We start from the raw sequence: 17,795 nt of genomic DNA, 5'->3' as shown, positions 1-17,795 counted from the left end.
GGAGCGACCGGCAATTTTTGTTATTTATTAAACCGAACGATTTACCAACATCGACTTGATGTGGCCAATAGCTTTCGTCGGATTTAATCCCTTAGGACAAACACTTACACAATTCATTATGCCATGGCAACGAAAAACGCTAAATGCATCATCAAGATTAGATAAACGTTCATCTGTTGCTGTATCGCGGCTATCAATTAGCCAACGGTACGCTGCCAATAGGCCTGCTGGTCCGATGAATTTGTCTGGGTTCCACCAGAATGAAGGACAAGAAGTCGTACAACATGCACACATAATACATTCATACAAACCATCCAAATGAGCTCGCTCATCAGGTGTCTGCAAGTTTTCGCGTGCAGGTGGTACGTTGCCGTCCGACACTAAGAACGGTTTAACTTTAGCGTAGTTATCGTAGAACTGCGTCATATCAACAATTAAATCACGCACTACTGGCAACCCAGGTAGTGGACGGATCACGATCTTGTCTTTACCAGACAATGCTGACAACGGTGTAATACATGCTAGGCCGTTTTTACCGTTCATGTTTAGGCCATCTGAACCACAAACACCTTCACGACAAGAACGACGGAAAGATATCGTTGGATCTTGCTCTTTCAACAAAATCAAAGCATCCAAAAGCATCATATCCGAGCCTTCTTCCACTTCGAGCACATAGTCTTTCATGTATGGCTTTTGGTCGACGTCTGGATTGTAACGGTACAAAGAGAAATTCAGTTTCATAATCTAGCCCTCTCCTTAGTACGTACGTGCTTTAGGTGGGAACGCTTCACGATGCACAGGTTCCATATTTACGTCACGTTTTGCCATCCCTTCTGTTTCAGGGTTGTAAATCGAGTGACATAGCCACTGAGAATCATCACGGTCTGGGAAGTCAAAACGAGCATGAGCACCACGACTTTCTGTGCGGTAGTTTGCTGCAACAGCGGTTGCATAAGCTGTTTCCATCAAGTTTTCTAGCTCTAAACACTCAATACGTTGTGTGTTGAACTCTGTAGACTTGTCAGATAAATGCGCGTTTTTCAAACGCTCACGAATCGCTTTTAGCTCTTCTAAACCTTTGGCCATAGCATCACCTTCACGGAATACCGAGAAGTTGTTTTGCATACATTGCTGAAGGTCTTTACGGATTTGTGCAGGGTCTTCACCACCTGTGCTGTTTTCCCAACGATTGTAACGCTCAAGTGAACGCTCGATGTCAGCTTCGGTTGCAGGCTTCGCTTCCGCTTGTTTCTTCAGAGTTTCACCCAGATGTAGACCAGTTGCACGACCGAATACCACCAAGTCTAGTAGTGAGTTACCGCCAAGACGGTTTGCACCGTGAACCGATACTGAAGCAATTTCACCACAAGCAAACAAACCTTGTACTTCAACATCTGCTCCGTTCTCGTCTTGCTTAATTGCCTGACCAGAAACTTGTGTTGGTACGCCACCCATCATGTAGTGACATGTTGGAATTACAGGGATTGGCTCTTTAACAGGATCGACGTGAGCAAACGTGCGCGAAAGTTCACAAACACCAGGAAGACGAGACTCAAGCGTCTCTTTACCTAGGTGATCAAGTTTCAGTTTGATGTGCGGACCCCATGGGCCGTCACAGCCACGACCTTCGCGGATTTCGATCATCATTGAGCGAGCAACAACATCACGACCAGCAAGGTCTTTAGCGTTAGGAGCATAACGCTCCATGAAGCGTTCGCCGTCTTTATTTAGAAGGTAACCACCTTCACCACGACAGCCTTCAGTAACGAGTACACCAGCACCAGCAATACCAGTTGGGTGGAACTGCCACATTTCCATATCTTGCATTGGTACACCAGCACGTAACGCCATACCAACACCATCGCCCGTGTTGATGTGTGCATTGGTAGTAGACGCGTAAATACGGCCAGCACCACCAGTAGCAAGAATGGTTGCTTTAGATTTGAAGTAGCATACTTCACCAGTCTCCATACAAAGAGCTGTACAGCCAAGCACTGCACCATCTTCGTTTTTCACTAAATCAAGCGCGTACCACTCAGAGAATACCGTCGTTTTGTGCTTAATGTTTTGCTGGTAAAGAGTATGTAGTAGTGCGTGACCAGTACGGTCAGCTGCTGCTGCAGTACGCGCAGCTTGCTCACCACCAAAGTTCTTTGACTGGCCACCAAATGGACGCTGATAGATCGTACCGTTATCAAAGCGAGAGAATGGTAGTCCCATTTTCTCTAATTCGATGACTGATTCAGGACCATTTTTACACATGTACTCGATAGCATCTTGGTCACCGATGTAGTCAGAACCTTTTACTGTATCGTACATATGCTGTTCCCAGTGATCCTCGTGCGCATTACCAAGAGCAACGGTAATACCACCTTGAGCAGATACAGTATGGGAACGAGTTGGAAATACTTTTGACAGCAAAGCACAAGAAAGGCCTTGCTCTGAAATTTGTAGTGCAGCACGCATACCTGCACCACCTGCGCCGATAACAACGGCATCAAATTCACGAACAGGAATAGTCACTTACGCACCCCACAGAATAAACAGACCAGAGAAGAAATATCCGATAAGAACAGCAATAACACCTAGCTGAAGACCGCCACGTAGTTTTGTACATTTGATGTAGTCAGTCAGTACCTGCCATAGACCAATCCAAGCGTGGATAAGTACGGAGGTTAGGGCCAGCATAGTGAAGACTTTAGTGAAGGTACCACCAAAGAATTGGGTCCAAGATACGTAAGAGATATCACCAGAGAACGCAAAAAAGCTCACTAGGTAAATAGTGTATAGAGTCATAATGATGGCAGTTGCACGAATCAGTAGGAAATCGTGAACACCATTACGACCAAATGAGGAAACATTGCCTACCATACCAAAACTCCTGCAAGAAGCGATAATACTGCTGTTGCTGCAAAAGCAACTTTAGCGCTCAACGCGCCAGATTCTAATTCTTCAAAATGACCTAAATCCATAAGTAGGTGACGAATACCGCCAACAATATGGTAGGCCAACGCAGTACAAATCCCCCACAGAATAAACTTAACGAAGAAGCCATCGACGATGTCGCTCGCTTCCATAAAGCCTACTGGGGATTCTAATGAGATGGATAGTAACCAAAGCAAAATTCCGATCGCGACAAACGTAATCACTCCTGACACACGGTGTAGGATTGATGCGATGGCGGTGATCGGAAAGCTAACAGTCTGCAAATCTAAATTAACAGGTCTTGACTTTCTTTCTTTCACGGGCTTGCTCACTCAGCTCCATTGAGCATTTATAGTTATGAACGAATTTTGACGACAAACCTACAAAAGTTAACATTTATTTAACAGTAATCCGCTATTTTTAAAAAGATAAATGTAAAACAATTGTTAACAACAAGATTAAAAACGTCACCTCACATTTGTTTCTAGCCTTGAATTTATAAGGTTTCCACCAAAAATTACAGCGCCACTATACGGCTGGCAACATTCTAATACAATTGATGTAACAATTTTTGCTACACAGAACAGATTTTTAACGTTACATGTTTAAAAAATCATAACAAGTGCACACATCAGAGGAGAAGAATTGACTTTATTAACGAACACACGTACAAAAATGGCACATAAACATCCTGGACGGATTAAATAATAAACAAAGGAGATTGTCATGGCGGATAAGAAAGCTACCCTTCATATTGAAGGCAAAGCGCCAATCGAGCTGCCGATTATGGACGGGACTGTTGGCCCTCAAGTAATCGACGTTCGTAAACTAGGAGCAAACGGATACTTTACATTTGACCCTGGTTTTCTTGCCACTGCATCTTGTGAATCTCAAATCACTTATATCGATGGCGGTAAAGGTGTGCTGCTACACCGTGGTTACCCGATCGATCAGTTAGCAAATAATGCTGACTATTTAGAAGTATGTTATATACTTCTTTACGGTGAAGCCCCAAATCGTGAGCAATACGAACAGTTCAAAACAACAGTAACTCGCCATACTATGGTACACGAGCAAATCGCAAGCTTTTTCCACGGCTTCCGACGTGACGCTCACCCAATGGCGGTTATGTGTGGCGTAGTTGGTGCTCTTGCAGCCTTCTACCATGATTCATTAGATATCAATAACGATACGCACCGTGAAATCGCAGCATATCGTCTACTTTCTAAAATGCCGACGCTTGCAGCAATGTGTTACAAGTACTCTATCGGCCAACCATTTATTTACCCACGCAACGACCTTAACTACGCGGAAAACTTCTTACACATGATGTTTGCAAACCCATGTGAAGAATATGAAGTAAACCCAGTTGTAGCGCGTGCGATGGATAAAATCTTCACGCTTCACGCAGACCACGAGCAAAACGCGTCAACGTCTACAGTACGTCTAGCCGGTTCTTCTGGTGCTAACCCATTTGCATGTATCGCAGCGGGTATCGCCTCTCTTTGGGGACCAGCGCACGGTGGTGCTAACGAAGCATGTCTACGTATGCTTGAGGAAATCGGTAGCGTAGATAATATCGAAGAGTATGTAGCTAAAGCGAAAGACAAAGATGACCCATTCCGCTTAATGGGCTTCGGTCACCGCGTTTACAAGAACTACGATCCTCGCGCGACAGTAATGCGCGAAGCTTGTCATGAAGTATTGAAAGAACTAAACATCAAAGATCCACTACTAGATGTAGCGATGGAACTTGAGCGAATTGCCCTTTCTGACGAATACTTCGTTGAGAAGAAGCTATACCCTAACGTTGACTTCTACTCAGGCATCATCTTGAAAGCAATTGGTATCCCAGTATCAATGTTTACTGTAATCTTCGCGATGTCTCGTACTATCGGTTGGATTGCACACTGGAACGAAATGCACAGTGACCCAGCAAACCGTATCGGTCGTCCTCGTCAGCTTTACACTGGTGAAGAAATCCGTGATTTTCAGCCACTTCACGAACGTGAATAACGGTTGAACAATCGAAATCTAAAAAGGGGTTGATGTAAGACATCAACCCCTTTTTTACTTCATTTTTTTGAAAAGCCCTATCCTGCTAGACAGGATTATCAATATCGACAAACTCAACATCGAGTCCATGCTCTTTGGCTAACCACTCACCTAAGGCTTTGACCCCATACCTTTCTGTTGCATGATGACCTGCAGCAAAATAATGCACACCCATTTCTCTAGCTGTATATGTGGTTCGCTCTGAGATCTCTCCCGAAATAAACGCATCTAAGCCAAGCTTAACCGCAAGCTCTATATAATCTTGTCCACCACCGGTACACCAGCCAACTGTCTCGATCAGTTTATCTTCTGACTCTGGAGCGATATGAAGCGGTTGCCTATTCAGGGCTGTATTGATCTTGCTCGCAAACTCGGCACCCGATAGAGGAGTTTTGAGCCGACCGTACATAGCAACTGACTGGGGGTGACCTTCCATTCCTCCCTCGACTTGAATATCTAACAGGCGCGCTAACTCAGCGTTATTACCAAGCTCGGCGTGAATATCAAGAGGAAGGTGGTAACCAAACAAGTTAATGTCATTTTTGATTAATGAGCGGATGCGATTGCCTTTCATACCTCTAATAGGCTCAGGCTCTCCTTTCCAAAAATAACCATGATGTACCAATAATGCATCAGCATTGAGCTCGATAGCTCTGTCGATCAAAGCTTGTGAAGCTGTTACACCGGTAACGATTTTCTTGATTGTCTGCGTGCCTTCTACCTGCAACCCATTGGGCGCATAATCTTTAATTAACTGCGGAGAAAGCTTTTCATTTAGAATTTGTTCTAGCTGCAAATTGTTCATTCTAATTTCCAGTTACATTGTTCCAACTTAGTTTAGGTCGAAACTAAGTGCTCCCTAACATGGCAGTGATGATAGCGCGCAGGTACAATACAAACAATTGCTTTCATTGAGGTCTATGGATGAACTCTCAACAGCGCTTCTACCATTGGATAGCGAATACCGAACCATTATTTGAAATCACACCACCGTTTGAGTCTTTGCAGTACCTGAACACCTTGCCTCCTCAAGATCTCAGCTACGATGGCAATCCTAGGTTAGGGTTTCTATATCAACACCTCTGTACACAATTGCTAACATCAAGTAACCAGTACACTTTGGAACTGGAAGAGATTCAAATCAATCGTGATAACGGACAAACCCTAGGTGCAATTGATCTTATTTTGAACAATCAATTCACCGGGCAAAACGAACATTGGGAAGTCGCGATTAAGTTTTACTTGTTGCACCAAGGAATTTGGTATGGACCGAATGCTCACGACCAACTCGATAAAAAACTGAATAGAATGCTGAACCATCAGCTAAAAATGAGTACCAATACACACTTCCTGTCTCAGTACCCTCAGTTTGATAACCTATCAGAGCACCTACTTATGCAGGGAAGGTTGTATATCAATCCTTTCTCTCCAGAGCCTGTGCCAACTGACTGCCTTGGCTTTCGGATTAACAAGCAGCAGATCTCTGGTTTTTGGTGTTATCAAAGTCAGTGGGAGCAGGTGAACACACCATTATATGAATTGAGTAAACCTTTATGGGCAACTGGTTTGGCTAAATATAGCAACCCCATCGGAAAACCAAATGGGCGATTTGTCCATGCTCAAGCCGAAGATGGCCAATTTTGGTTTATCGTGCCTGATAGCTGGCCGAACAATTAGGTATCAACGCAGTTTATTGAGGCGAAACAAAAAGAGCTGATGTAAAAACATCAGCTCTTTTATATACCGAGAACTACGTTTCAGGCTTACAGCCCTGCCTCAGCAAAAACTTGGTTTACAATGTCCTGAGCTTCAGACTCGATTTGCTTAAGATGCTCAGCACCTTTAAAGCTTTCACAGTAAATCTTATAAATGTCTTCCGTACCCGATGGACGCGCGGCAAACCAGCCATTGTCAGTCGTCACTTTCAATCCGCCAATTGCTGCTCCATTACCTGGTGCATGAGTTAAACGAGCGGTAATTGCATCACCCGCCAGCATCTCAGCAGATACCATTTCTGGAGACAACTTCTTCAGTACTTCTTTTTGTGGCCCATTCGCAACCGCTTGAATGCGATTATACTGTGACTCACCATGCTTAGAGGCCAATTCTTCATAGTAGTCTTGTGGATTCTTGCCGGTTACCGCAGTGATTTCAGCAGCGAGCAAACACAAGATAATGCCATCTTTATCCGTCGACCATGGAGTGCCATCTTTACGTAAGAAAGAAGCACCAGCACTCTCTTCACCACCAAAGCCAAACTTACCTTCGTACAATCCATCGACAAACCACTTAAAGCCAACTGGCACTTCACATAGTTCTCTACCTAAGTCGGCAACAACGCGATCAATCATTGCACTTGATACGAGCGTTTTACCAACAGCGACTTCTTTGCCCCACCCTTCACGATGACGATATAAGTAATCGATACATACCGCTAAGAAGTGGTTAGGGTTCATCAAACCTTTTGGTGTCACTATGCCGTGGCGATCATAATCAGGATCATTACCGAACGCTAAATCATACTCATCTTTAAGTTCAAGCAGCCCTGCCATTGCATAAGGAGACGAACAGTCCATACGAACGACCCCGTCCTTATCTAAGGACATAAACTGGAACGATGGGTCTATGGCTTCGCTGACCAAGGTTAAGTCAAGATCGTAGGCTTGACCAATCTGACGCCAGTAATCAATACCGCTGCCACCTAATGGATCAACTCCAATCTTAAGATTTGCTTTTTGGATGGCGTCCATATCAACAACATTCACTAGGTCGTCGATGTAAGGCTTAACTAAATCCATCTCAACAAACAGATCTGAAGACTTCGCTTGCGCCAGAGGAAGTCTCTTCACTCCCTGTAGCTCTTTTGCAATTAAAGCGTTAGCACGGTCTTCAATCGCCTGGGTAAGCTCAGCTTCTGCTGGACCACCGTGCACAGGGTTGTACTTAATGCCGCCATCTTGTGGCGGATTATGAGAAGGCGTGATGACGATGCCATCTGCTTTCTCATCATTGACTAAGTTGTAAGTGAGAATAGCGTGAGATACACCCGGTGTTGGCGTGTAGCCGTTGTTTTCTTGCACGACAACACGCACGCCATTAGCAATCAATACTTCAACGACTGTAGAAAATGCAGGCTCTGACAGCGCATGGGTGTCTTTGCCGACAAAAAGTGGTCCTGTCGTCCCTTGCTCCGCTCGTACTTCTGCAACAGCTTGTGCAATAGCCAGAATATGATTTTCATTGAAGGTTGATTTATCCGCGCTCCCACGGTGACCTGAAGTCCCAAATGCCACTTTATGGTCTGGGTTACCTACTTGAGGTTGAAGCAAAAAGTAGTTTGCCACTAACGCTGGAATATTATGTAGATCTTCTTGTCGAGCTTTTTGTCCCGCTCTAGGGTGCATAGCCATTTTGACATCCTTATAAAAATTACAGAATTCTTGTCTTACGAAAATGAAAAAACCTCATAATACTTGGCATTTGTTACGCATCATGAGGTTTGAATTTAGATTCTTAAATTGAGTTGGTCACTTTCTCGATGGAATCAGCAGGGAAGTTCATCCTGACCATCAATTGCTCAACCATTTGGCGCTTGCGGCTCGTATTGTTATTCGTTATTACCCAAAAGCGTGTATTGGGGATCGCTTTCGGTTTAGTTGTATTACCGCTAGCCAATAGAGTTTGCTCATTATCCGCGAAGTAAACGCGCTTTCTGCCTTTTACTTGAGTCGCTTCAGAAAAACTCTCTGGGTTGATTCGATGTAACGTTGAAAGCACTAGCATAAAGCGGTCAATCGCCTTCTTCAGGCCTGCAAATTCATCCGATATCAATAGAGCGCGCATCTCTTTCACGCTATCTACTTGGACATCTTTTACTGCATCTTTACTGACTACAATGCCTTTCGGCTCCGACATAGGCTTAGGCTGTGCGTTTGCCGACACTTTTCCATCTACGTTTAGTAAACGACGAAGAATGTCTGAAGCACTTTCACCAATATGTTCGGTCTGGCCAGCAATGTAACGGTATAGATCCTCATCAACCTCAATTGTTTTCATTCGCTTTTCACAATCTCTATGTTTAAACTCTCGGGGATTATAGCGAGATCTTTGCTGATACTCTACGTTAAACCAATCACGAATAAGATAAAATGTCAGAACTGCTCAACTACAAACTCGAAGGTGAGGGTCACACCATTATACTGATCCACGGATTGTTTGGTAATTTGGACAATCTTGGTGTACTTGCCCGCGATTTGAAAGCCGATCATCAAGTGCTTAGTGTCGACCTTCGTAATCATGGTATCTCTTTCCATAGTGACGAGCATAACTACCAACTCATGGCAGACGACGTCGTGCGTTTATTAGCCCATTTACAAATTAGCGACTTTACTCTGGTAGGCCACTCTATGGGCGGTAAAGTGGCAATCAAAGTAGCCGAGAGACTCAAACAACAAGTTCGCAAACTCATTGTCCTCGATATGGCCCCTGTCCATTACACTGCGCGCCGACATGATAACGTTATTTCAGGGTTGGTTGCCGTCAATGAACAGAATCCAAGCTCTCGCTCTCAAGCATTAGACATTCTCGCACAGCACATCGAAATCGACGGTGTTAGGCAGTTTCTGAGTAAGTCTCTTTATAAACAAGATGACATCATGCAGTGGCGATTCAACGTAAAGTCTATCGTTGAAAACTATGAGTCCATCCTAGGTTGGGAAGCTATTGAATCCATCGATACCCCTACTTTGTTTGTTAAGGGAGCAGACTCAGATTGCCTCCTCCCAGAACATCAAGCTGATGTCCAAAAACAAATGTCACAATCAAAAGCACACATTATCGCGAATACAGGCCACTGGTTACACGCCGAAAAGCCCAAAGAAGTACTTCGAGTAATTCGAAACTTCATCGCTTAAACGTGTTGAGCTTGGTTAATGAGAACTTCGTAAATACTCTCGCATTAACATTGATAGATAACAGTGGTATAGTGCGCGCAAGCAAATTGGCATAAAGGAAACCCATGCTTTACGACTACATGAACATACTCGAATCCGTCGGGCTCGATTTACTTTTTGCGTCTATCTTTTTTCTAATTGGTATGGCGATAAAAGATGTGCTGAAACAGGGTAATGTTCCTCCTTTTGGCCGTCGTATTGTATGGTTAGTGCTATTCCTAGGTTGTTTTGGATTTATCTCAAAAGGTATTATCCAAATCACAATGGAAGGCTCAGGTCTCGGTTGAGCACCTCTCCATAACTGCTGACAACAGACAATATTAAAGGTAATGATTCTATGGCAAGTGTAGGTATCTTCTTTGGTAGCGACACAGGCAACACTGAAGCTGTTGCTAAGATGATTCAAAAGCAACTAGGTAAAAAGCTAGTTCACGTTCAAGACATTGCAAAAAGTAGCAAAGAAGATATCGATAACTTCGATTTGTTGCTGCTTGGCATTCCAACTTGGTATTACGGCGAAGCACAGTGTGACTGGGATGATTTCTTCCCTGAGCTGGAAGCGATCGACTTTTCGACCAAGCTAGTTGCGCTATTTGGTTGTGGAGACCAAGAAGATTACGCAGAATACTTCTGTGATGCGATGGGTACTATTCGCGATATCGTAGAAGCAAAAGGCGGTACAATCCTTGGATACACTTCGACAGACGGCTATGAGTTCGAAGCTTCCAAAGCGCTAGTTGAAGGCGATGACAGCCAGTTCGTTGGTTTATGTATCGATGAAGATCGCCAACCAGAACTAACTGAGCAACGTGTAAATGCATGGGTTAGCCAAATCCACGAAGAAATGTGCTTGTCTGAATTAGAAGACTAAATAGTACGTATTCGCAAAAAAGCCTCCCATTGGGAGGCTTTTTTATTCGCGCTAGCTTTGTAGGGCTTCGGTTTCTCTATACTGCGGTTTCTTCCTCACGTACAACATGCGTTGCACTTCCGACACAACGTTCCCCTGAGCGTCTTTGACATAAATTATAAACTCCGGGAAGCACTTTTCACCACTTGCAGTAATCGATAATATCTCTTCCAATTGTTGCTGAGACACCTGAAATTCAGCGAACAAGTCACTTTGTCCCGGTTTGATAAAGTTAATGCTGGCTTCTTTATCCCATACGTAATATTGCTCACCCAAAATACCCATTAGCATTAATGAATAAACTGGGTCAGTTAGTGAGAAGATGCTGCCGCCATATTGGGTCCTATTCGCATTTTTGTTCCACCAACGTAGTTTCAACTTCATGCGAACTTCACGAAAATCATCACTGATCGACAGTATTCTAATACCTGCTCCCCAAAAGGGTGGCCAGATGTTGAGTGCAAACTTAACGATGCCGGGTTTATATACTTTAGCGAGAGATTTGTTCATCTTAGCTTGGGCCTGATTTTTGTAATTATCCATATTTGTTACATAATTGTAACTGGTCTAATCAGTTTATAAAGTGACTTAAAACGAATTTACAAAAAAATCATAGTAACCCTTTGAAGTTCGTGGTTTATTGTTCCGTATGTCTACCCTATAATGAGGGTAATTATGAATTCTGTTATCGCTGCAGATCATCAACAGGAAAGTATATGTCAGATAATAACCAAGCACTCAAGGATGCTGGTCTTAAAGTTACCTTACCAAGACTCAAGATTTTAGAAGTATTACAGCAACCTGAATGCCAGCATATCAGTGCGGAAGATCTCTACAAAAAGCTGATTGATCTAGGCGAAGAGATCGGTTTAGCAACGGTATACCGTGTATTGAACCAATTTGATGACGCAGGCATTGTCACTCGTCACCACTTTGAAGGCGGTAAGTCTGTATTTGAGCTTTCTACACAGCACCACCATGACCACTTAGTGTGCCTCGACTGTGGTGAAGTTATTGAATTTTCAGACGACATTATCGAAGAACGCCAAAAAGAGATCGCTTCTCAATACAATGTGATTTTAACTAACCACAGCTTGTATCTTTATGGCAAATGCAGTGATGGAAGTTGTAAAGACAACCCTGATGCACACAAACCTAAGAAATAATAAAAACGTCAGCTTCGGCTGACGTTTTTGTTTTAACGTACAACAGCCTATTGCAAGTTATGAAAAAACAACATGGTTTCACGCTCATTGAGTTAGTTGTTGTTATCGTAGTTCTGGGAATATTAGCCGTGACAGTTCTGCCTAGGTTTCTCAGCTATCAAGATGATGCGCATGATTCAGTCATAGAAGGGACTGCTGCCCAATTCCAACAGGCTATCGATTTTGTTCATGCCCAATGGGCTGTCGAAGGTGGCGGTGATGAGTCTTTTGTCAACCTACCAGGATACGGGCTAGATGAGAATGGTGACCCTCAGCTAGATATTAATGATGTGGGTTATCCAATCGGTATCGACAAGGGCAATGCGCAAGGTGAAATGACAGCCCCGAGAAACATTGGCCGTGGGCATCAAGGTTGTATTTCAATTTGGGAAGCCATAATGATTACTGACTTCACCTTCTCCACTAATGCTGGTGATTATGAAGATGTCGATTTCATTACGCGGCGAGCAAGGGATATAGATGGTAACCAGTCAATTTGTTACTACGCCTACACGTTATCAGGCTTCAATACATCCGATGCTGATGAATCTGGCTATGTCATTTGGTATGACTCCGTTGATGGAACCGTCACTACCCAAATCCCCGAACGAGCTCAATAACCAAAAATACAAACGAAAATGCCAGTCGTGAGACTGGCATTTTCGTACTATCAAACCAATTACTTAGTTTCTATCTTAGCCCACGTATCACGTAGTCCAACAGTACGGTTGAACACGAGTGAATCCGTACTTGAGTCTTTAGAGTCAACACAGAAATATCCGGTACGCTCAAACTGGAAGCCCTGCTCTGCAGATGCTACTGCTAAGCTAGGCTCAACGTAACCTTGAACCTTAACAAGTGATTCTGAGTTAATTGTATCAGCGAAGTTGTCAGCCGCGGCAGGGTTAGCTACCGTGAACAAGCGGTCATACAAGCGAATTTCCGCTGGAAGACCTTTATCCGCTGACACCCAGTGAATAACACCTTTCACTTTGCGGCCATCAGCAGGGTTCTTACCCAGCGTTTCAGCATCGTATGAACAGAAGATCGTCGTGATATTACCTTCTGCATCTTTTTCAATACGCTCAGCTTTGATTACATACGCACCACGTAAGCGGACTTCTTTACCTAGCACCAAGCGCTTGTACTTCTTGTTAGCTTCTTCGCGGAAGTCATCACGTTCAATCCAAACGTCGCGAGTAAATGGTACTTCACGAGTACCCATTTCAGGTTTGTTCGGGTGGTTAGCAACCGTAAGCGTTTCCACTTTGTCTGCGTCGTAATTTTCAATAACAATCTTAACAGGATCGAGCACAGCCATCGCACGAGGTGCGTTTTCGTTTAGGTCATCGCGAATACAAGACTCTAATGAACCAAACTCGATCATGTTCTCTTGCTTGGTGACACCAATGCGCTTACAAAACTCACGAATTGACGCCGGCGTGAAACCGCGGCGACGCAAACCAGAGATTGTCGGCATACGTGGATCATCCCAACCGTTAACTAGGTTTTCAACGACAAGCTGGTTCAGCTTACGCTTAGACATCACTGTATATTCTAGGTTTAGACGGCTGAATTCGTACTGACGTGGTTGGCAATCAATAGTGATGTTGTCCAAAACCCAGTCATACAAACGGCGGTTGTCTTGGAATTCTAATGTACAGATTGAGTGAGTAATTCCTTCCAGCGCATCAGAAATACAGTGAGTGAAATCGTACATCGGGTAAATGCACCATTTGTCGCCTGTCTGGTGGTGGGTAGCAAAACGAACACGATATAGCACAGGATCGCGCATCACCATGAATGAAGAAGACATGTCGATCTTAGCACGTAGACACGCTTTCCCTTCTTCGAAGCCGCCGTCACGCATTTTTTCAAATAGCGCAAGGTTCTCTTCAGGGCTGCGGTCGCGGTATGGGCTTGCTTTACCAGGCTCTTTAAGCGTGCCACGGTATTCGCGGATCTGCTCAGGACTTAGCTCGTCAACGTACGCTAAGCCTTTATTAATTAATTCCACAGCATAAGCGTAAAGCGTATCGAAGTAGTTTGATGAGTAACAAATGTCACCCGACCATTCGAAGCCTAACCAGCTTACATCATTCTTAATTGACTCAACGTATTCAACGTCTTCTTTTTCAGGGTTTGTATCGTCGAAGCGAAGATTACACTGTCCCTGATAGTCCTGAGCAATACCAAAATTTAGGCAAATTGATTTAGCGTGTCCGATATGCAGGTAACCATTTGGCTCCGGCGGGAAACGAGTATGCACGCTTGTGTGTGTACCATCCGCAAGATCTTTATCGATAATTTGACGGATGAAATTCGATGGACGAGCCTCAGCTTCACTCATCTATAGCACCTCAATGTATTTAGTATTGTCAGAATATATAGCAGCTAATGATCCACAATTCTTTGCCCTAGCACAACTAGAACCATAGCCAAAATCGTAATCTTTTATGCTGTTCGCTGAAGAATACACCGAACTGTAGAAATAGATAAAGAAAAAGCCTCCCATTGGGAGGCTTTTAAGAAGAACTTACTAATCAGCGTAGTGATTATGGAAGTTTCACATCCGATAGGTCTTCACCAGCAACGATTGCTTTCATTTCGCCAGCAACGATTTCAGCTAGTGGGCCAAGGATAACTTGAAGGTTGTTCTCACCTAGTTTCACAACACCCTTCGCACCTAGCTTCTTAAGAACTGCTTCATCTGCGATTGAGCGGTCTTTAAGAGTTAGACGTAGACGAGTGATACAAGCATCGATAGCGGTTAGGTTTTCGTGACCACCTAGTGCTTTTAGGTATTGGCGAGCTAGGTCACCTTTAGCAGCATCACCTGCTGCTGGTGCTGCAGCTTGCTCTTCGTCATCGTCTTCACGACCAGGCGATTTCAGGTTGAATGCGCGGATAGCGAAGCTGAAAGTGAAGAAGTATAGAGCACCAAAAGCTAGACCGATTAGTAGTAGAACGAACGGCTTAGTTGCTAGACCCCAGTTCAATACGAAGTCGATTAGACCAGCAGAGAAGCCAAAGCCGTGTAGCGTACCAAACATGTTTGCAACAACTAGAGATAGACCAGTAAATACAGCATGCATTGCGTATAGTGCTGGAGCTAGGAATACGAACATGAATTCTAGCGGCTCAGTGATACCAGTTAGGAATGAACAGAATGCTACTGAGAATAGTGCACCACCCACTTGGCTACGTTTTTCAGCTGGAGCAGCTAGGTACATTGCTAATGCAGCACCAGGTAGACCAAACATCATTACAGGGAAGAAACCGTTCATGAATACGCCAGCGCCTTTGTCGCCGCCGAAGAAGCGGTGCAGGTCACCAGATTTAACTGTTTCAGTCACTTCTTTCACTGTCGCTGTGATTTCAGGAGTCACAGAGTTTGCAAATGTGAACGTGTGCTCTTGACCAGCCACTAAAGTTTTCGCTAGTGCAGGGTCTACACAAAGTTGCTGTAGAGCAGGAAGAGCTTGACCAGCAGCCTGTGCACCAGTAATCGCGATCTCTTGACATGTACCCATACCAAACCAGAAGTAAGAGTTCAGAACGTGGTGCAGACCTACAGGGATAAGAGCGCGGTTAAGAGTACCGTAAACAAACTGACCAATTGCGCCTGAAGAAGATACCGCGTGAGCTAGTGCGTCTAAGCCACCTTGGATAGCTGGCCATACAACACCAGAGATAGCACCCGCAACTAAAGCAAACAGACCAGCCATAATTGGCACTAGGCGTTTACCAGAGAAGAAAGCTAACCACTCAGGAAGGCGAGTTGCATGGAATGCATTGTATGCGTGACCTGCGATAATACCCGCAAAGATACCACCGAAGAACGACATATTAACGCTCGCATCGATGTTTGTAGCAGTTGCAGTCAATACAAAGTACGCAACAGCACCCGCTAAGCCAGCTGCACCAGAGCCATCTTTAGCAAGGCCGATTGCAATACCTAAACCAAATAGCAAAGGTAATTGGCTAAAAATTGCATTACCAGCCGAAGCCATGAACGCAATATCAAGTAGGTCTGGCTGACCCAAGCGTAGTAAAAGCGCCGCAACAGGAAGCGTTGCGATAGGTAGCATAAGAGCTTTACCTAACTTCTGCGCATATCCAAGAATATTCACCTTAAGTTCCCCCTATAGGATTTTTTGTATTTTGCTCGAGACACTTTTTTTAGTCCCTCAATTTAGTCCTCATCAGTTTATGATATTAATTTTGCTCCGCAAATTAAAACCTTACCATTTGTGATCCTAATCACCAGAAACAGGCAAATCCCAAGGTTTTTGCTAGCTAGATCATAAAACTTATTTTACAATTCAAAAAAATGACTAATTGGCGATAATATTTGGTTATTTCATTGCTCTAACAATCTTAGTTGAGAGTATAGGTATAAAGGGTTCATACCGAATTCCGATAGATATTTTCACTGCATTAACAGTGGTGACGATTTCGCCAGAGAGGAAAGAACTGCTCTACATTTTGAGAGACGAATAGAAGATTTTTTGCAACCTAATTGAACTATACGAATAAAGTTAGGATCTCACTCAAATATAAGCCGTTCAGTATTTAATAATTACTCAATTTCATAAGGATTAGCTGACTATGTACGCGCTAACTAACTGTAAAATCTTCACTGGCAGCGACGTTCTAACGGAGCACGCTGTTATTGTAAAAGATGGGCTGATCGAATCAGTTTGCCCTGCAGCTGAATTACCACAAGATATCGAGTTACGCGACCTTGATGGCGCAAACCTAAGTCCTGGTTTTATCGACCTTCAACTTAACGGTTGTGGTGGCGTAATGCTGAACGATGAAATTACTGCAGAAACCATGCAAGTTATGCATGAAGCCAACCTTAAATCTGGCTGTACTAGCTTCTTACCCACTCTGATTACCTCTTCAGACGAAGACATGCGCCAGGCAATTACTGCAGCTCGCGAATACCACAACAAGTATCAAAACCAATCTCTAGGTCTACACCTCGAAGGTCCTTACCTAAATGTTATGAAGAAAGGTATTCATAGCGTTGACTACATTCGTCCTTCTGACGACAGTATGATTGATTTAATCTGCGAAAATGCAGACCTGGTGGCCAAAGTGACACTTGCGCCAGAGCACAACGACCCAGCACATATTGAGCGCCTAAAGAAAGCAGGTATTGTGGTATCAATCGGCCACACAAATGCGACTTACACTGAAGCTCGTAAAGGCTTCGAAGCAGGCATTTCATTTGCAACTCACCTGTTCAACGCTATGACGCCAATGGTCGGTCGTGAACCTGGTGTGGTTGGCGCTATTTATGACACGCCAGAAGTCTACGCTGGCATCATTGCTGATGGATTCCATGTCGATTATGCGAACATCCGAATTGCCCACAAAATCAAGGGCGAAAAGCTCGTATTAGTGACCGATGCCACAGCTCCTGCAGGTGCTGACATGGATTACTTTATTTTTGTTGGCAAGAAAGTATATTACCGAGATGGTAAGTGTGTTGATGAAAACGGCACACTGGGCGGCTCAGCACTCACAATGATTGAGGCAGTACAAAATACTGTTGAGCACGTCGGTATCGCTTTGGACGAAGCTCTACGAATGGCTACTTTGTATCCAGCAACTGCAATGGGTGTCGAAGACCAACTAGGCCGAATTAAGAAAGGCATGGTTGCGAACCTAACTGTATTTGACCGTGACTTCAATGTTCAAGCGACTGTTGTAAACGGACAATACGAGCAAAGTTGA

Annotated in this window: 18 protein-coding genes; 8 read left to right on the top strand and 10 right to left on the bottom strand. The window is 44.0% G+C overall.

Features of this window, described 5'->3' with window-relative positions:
- Positions 1-27: 27 nt before the first annotated feature.
- Genes ACXABW_RS04055 through sdhC form a run of 4 tightly spaced genes read right to left on the bottom strand, consistent with a single transcriptional unit; the run spans position 28 to position 3,257 of the window.
- Positions 28-741: a succinate dehydrogenase iron-sulfur subunit gene (locus tag ACXABW_RS04055; RefSeq protein ID WP_252029880.1), complete on the bottom strand. Its 714-nt coding sequence runs from the start codon at positions 739-741 to the stop codon at positions 28-30.
- A gap of 15 nt (positions 742-756) precedes the next feature.
- Positions 757-2,523, bottom strand: coding sequence for a succinate dehydrogenase flavoprotein subunit (gene sdhA / locus ACXABW_RS04050; RefSeq protein WP_252029879.1), 1,767 nt, complete (start codon positions 2,521-2,523; stop codon positions 757-759).
- A complete protein-coding gene (gene sdhD, locus ACXABW_RS04045) occupies positions 2,524-2,871 on the bottom strand; it encodes a succinate dehydrogenase, hydrophobic membrane anchor protein (protein ID WP_457524135.1) in 348 nt (115 codons plus the stop codon). It abuts the gene before it with no gap.
- Positions 2,865-3,257 (bottom strand): succinate dehydrogenase cytochrome b556 subunit, encoded by a 393-nt coding sequence (gene sdhC, locus ACXABW_RS04040; RefSeq protein ID WP_252029875.1) that lies wholly within the window; start codon positions 3,255-3,257, stop codon positions 2,865-2,867. Before sdhC ends, sdhD begins: the two co-directional genes overlap by 7 nt.
- A gap of 394 nt (positions 3,258-3,651) precedes the next feature.
- Here sdhC and ACXABW_RS04035 point away from each other — a divergent pair, with 394 nt between their 5' ends.
- Positions 3,652-4,941 carry a citrate synthase gene (locus ACXABW_RS04035; protein ID WP_252029873.1) on the top strand — a complete coding sequence of 430 codons (1,290 nt, stop codon included), beginning with the start codon at positions 3,652-3,654 and terminating at the stop codon, positions 4,939-4,941.
- A gap of 85 nt (positions 4,942-5,026) precedes the next feature.
- Here the strand turns inward: ACXABW_RS04035 and ACXABW_RS04030 are convergent, their stop codons facing one another.
- Positions 5,027-5,785, bottom strand: a complete 759-nt coding sequence (locus ACXABW_RS04030; protein ID WP_457524132.1) for a Nif3-like dinuclear metal center hexameric protein — start codon at positions 5,783-5,785, stop codon at positions 5,027-5,029.
- Positions 5,786-5,904: 119 nt separating this feature from the next.
- On the opposite strand from ACXABW_RS04030, the gene ACXABW_RS04025 reads away from it, so the two are divergent.
- Positions 5,905-6,657, top strand: coding sequence for a DUF1853 family protein (locus ACXABW_RS04025; RefSeq protein WP_457524131.1), 753 nt, complete (start codon positions 5,905-5,907; stop codon positions 6,655-6,657).
- An 86-nt stretch (positions 6,658-6,743) separates the two neighbouring features.
- On the opposite strand, the gene pgm is transcribed toward ACXABW_RS04025, so the two are convergent.
- Positions 6,744-8,390 carry a phosphoglucomutase (alpha-D-glucose-1,6-bisphosphate-dependent) gene (gene pgm, locus ACXABW_RS04020; protein ID WP_457524129.1) on the bottom strand — a complete coding sequence of 549 codons (1,647 nt, stop codon included), beginning with the start codon at positions 8,388-8,390 and terminating at the stop codon, positions 6,744-6,746.
- A gap of 103 nt (positions 8,391-8,493) precedes the next feature.
- Positions 8,494-9,036: a replication initiation negative regulator SeqA gene (gene seqA, locus ACXABW_RS04015; protein WP_252029865.1), complete on the bottom strand. Its 543-nt coding sequence runs from the start codon at positions 9,034-9,036 to the stop codon at positions 8,494-8,496.
- Positions 9,037-9,128: 92 nt separating this feature from the next.
- Here seqA and ACXABW_RS04010 point away from each other — a divergent pair, with 92 nt between their 5' ends.
- The 3 genes from ACXABW_RS04010 (at position 9,129) to fldA (ending at position 10,803) form a co-directional block, all read left to right on the top strand.
- Positions 9,129-9,893: an alpha/beta fold hydrolase gene (locus ACXABW_RS04010; RefSeq protein WP_457524127.1), complete on the top strand. Its 765-nt coding sequence runs from the start codon at positions 9,129-9,131 to the stop codon at positions 9,891-9,893.
- 104 nt (positions 9,894-9,997) lie between these two features.
- Positions 9,998-10,219, top strand: coding sequence for a DUF2788 domain-containing protein (locus ACXABW_RS04005; protein ID WP_252029860.1), 222 nt, complete (start codon positions 9,998-10,000; stop codon positions 10,217-10,219).
- A gap of 50 nt (positions 10,220-10,269) precedes the next feature.
- The gene (gene fldA / locus ACXABW_RS04000) at positions 10,270-10,803 is read left to right on the top strand and encodes a flavodoxin FldA (protein ID WP_457524125.1); all 534 of its coding nucleotides are present in this window, start codon (positions 10,270-10,272) and stop codon (positions 10,801-10,803) included.
- 51 nt (positions 10,804-10,854) lie between these two features.
- On the opposite strand, the gene ACXABW_RS03995 is transcribed toward fldA, so the two are convergent.
- The gene (locus ACXABW_RS03995; protein ID WP_457524948.1) at positions 10,855-11,352 is read right to left on the bottom strand and encodes a DUF4442 domain-containing protein; all 498 of its coding nucleotides are present in this window, start codon (positions 11,350-11,352) and stop codon (positions 10,855-10,857) included.
- A gap of 206 nt (positions 11,353-11,558) precedes the next feature.
- Here ACXABW_RS03995 and fcrX point away from each other — a divergent pair, with 206 nt between their 5' ends.
- Positions 11,559-12,008, top strand: a complete 450-nt coding sequence (gene fcrX, locus ACXABW_RS03990) for a ferric iron uptake transcriptional regulator FcrX (RefSeq protein ID WP_457524123.1) — start codon at positions 11,559-11,561, stop codon at positions 12,006-12,008.
- A 59-nt stretch (positions 12,009-12,067) separates the two neighbouring features.
- Positions 12,068-12,667, top strand: a complete 600-nt coding sequence (locus tag ACXABW_RS03985; RefSeq protein WP_457524121.1) for a prepilin-type N-terminal cleavage/methylation domain-containing protein — start codon at positions 12,068-12,070, stop codon at positions 12,665-12,667.
- 59 nt (positions 12,668-12,726) lie between these two features.
- On the opposite strand, the gene glnS is transcribed toward ACXABW_RS03985, so the two are convergent.
- Together glnS and nagE are read right to left on the bottom strand one after the other, a co-directional pair.
- Positions 12,727-14,397, bottom strand: coding sequence for a glutamine--tRNA ligase (glnS, locus tag ACXABW_RS03980; RefSeq protein WP_457524119.1), 1,671 nt, complete (start codon positions 14,395-14,397; stop codon positions 12,727-12,729).
- 205 nt (positions 14,398-14,602) lie between these two features.
- Positions 14,603-16,180, bottom strand: a complete 1,578-nt coding sequence (gene nagE, locus ACXABW_RS03975; protein ID WP_457524117.1) for an N-acetylglucosamine-specific PTS transporter subunit IIBC — start codon at positions 16,178-16,180, stop codon at positions 14,603-14,605.
- A gap of 478 nt (positions 16,181-16,658) precedes the next feature.
- On the opposite strand from nagE, the gene nagA reads away from it, so the two are divergent.
- The gene (nagA, locus tag ACXABW_RS03970) at positions 16,659-17,795 is read left to right on the top strand and encodes an N-acetylglucosamine-6-phosphate deacetylase (RefSeq protein WP_457524116.1); all 1,137 of its coding nucleotides are present in this window, start codon (positions 16,659-16,661) and stop codon (positions 17,793-17,795) included.

The organism is Vibrio paucivorans (assembly GCF_054053395.1).
The sequence above is the reverse complement of the archived record's forward strand: the minus strand, read 5'-3'. Positions and strand labels throughout refer to the sequence as shown.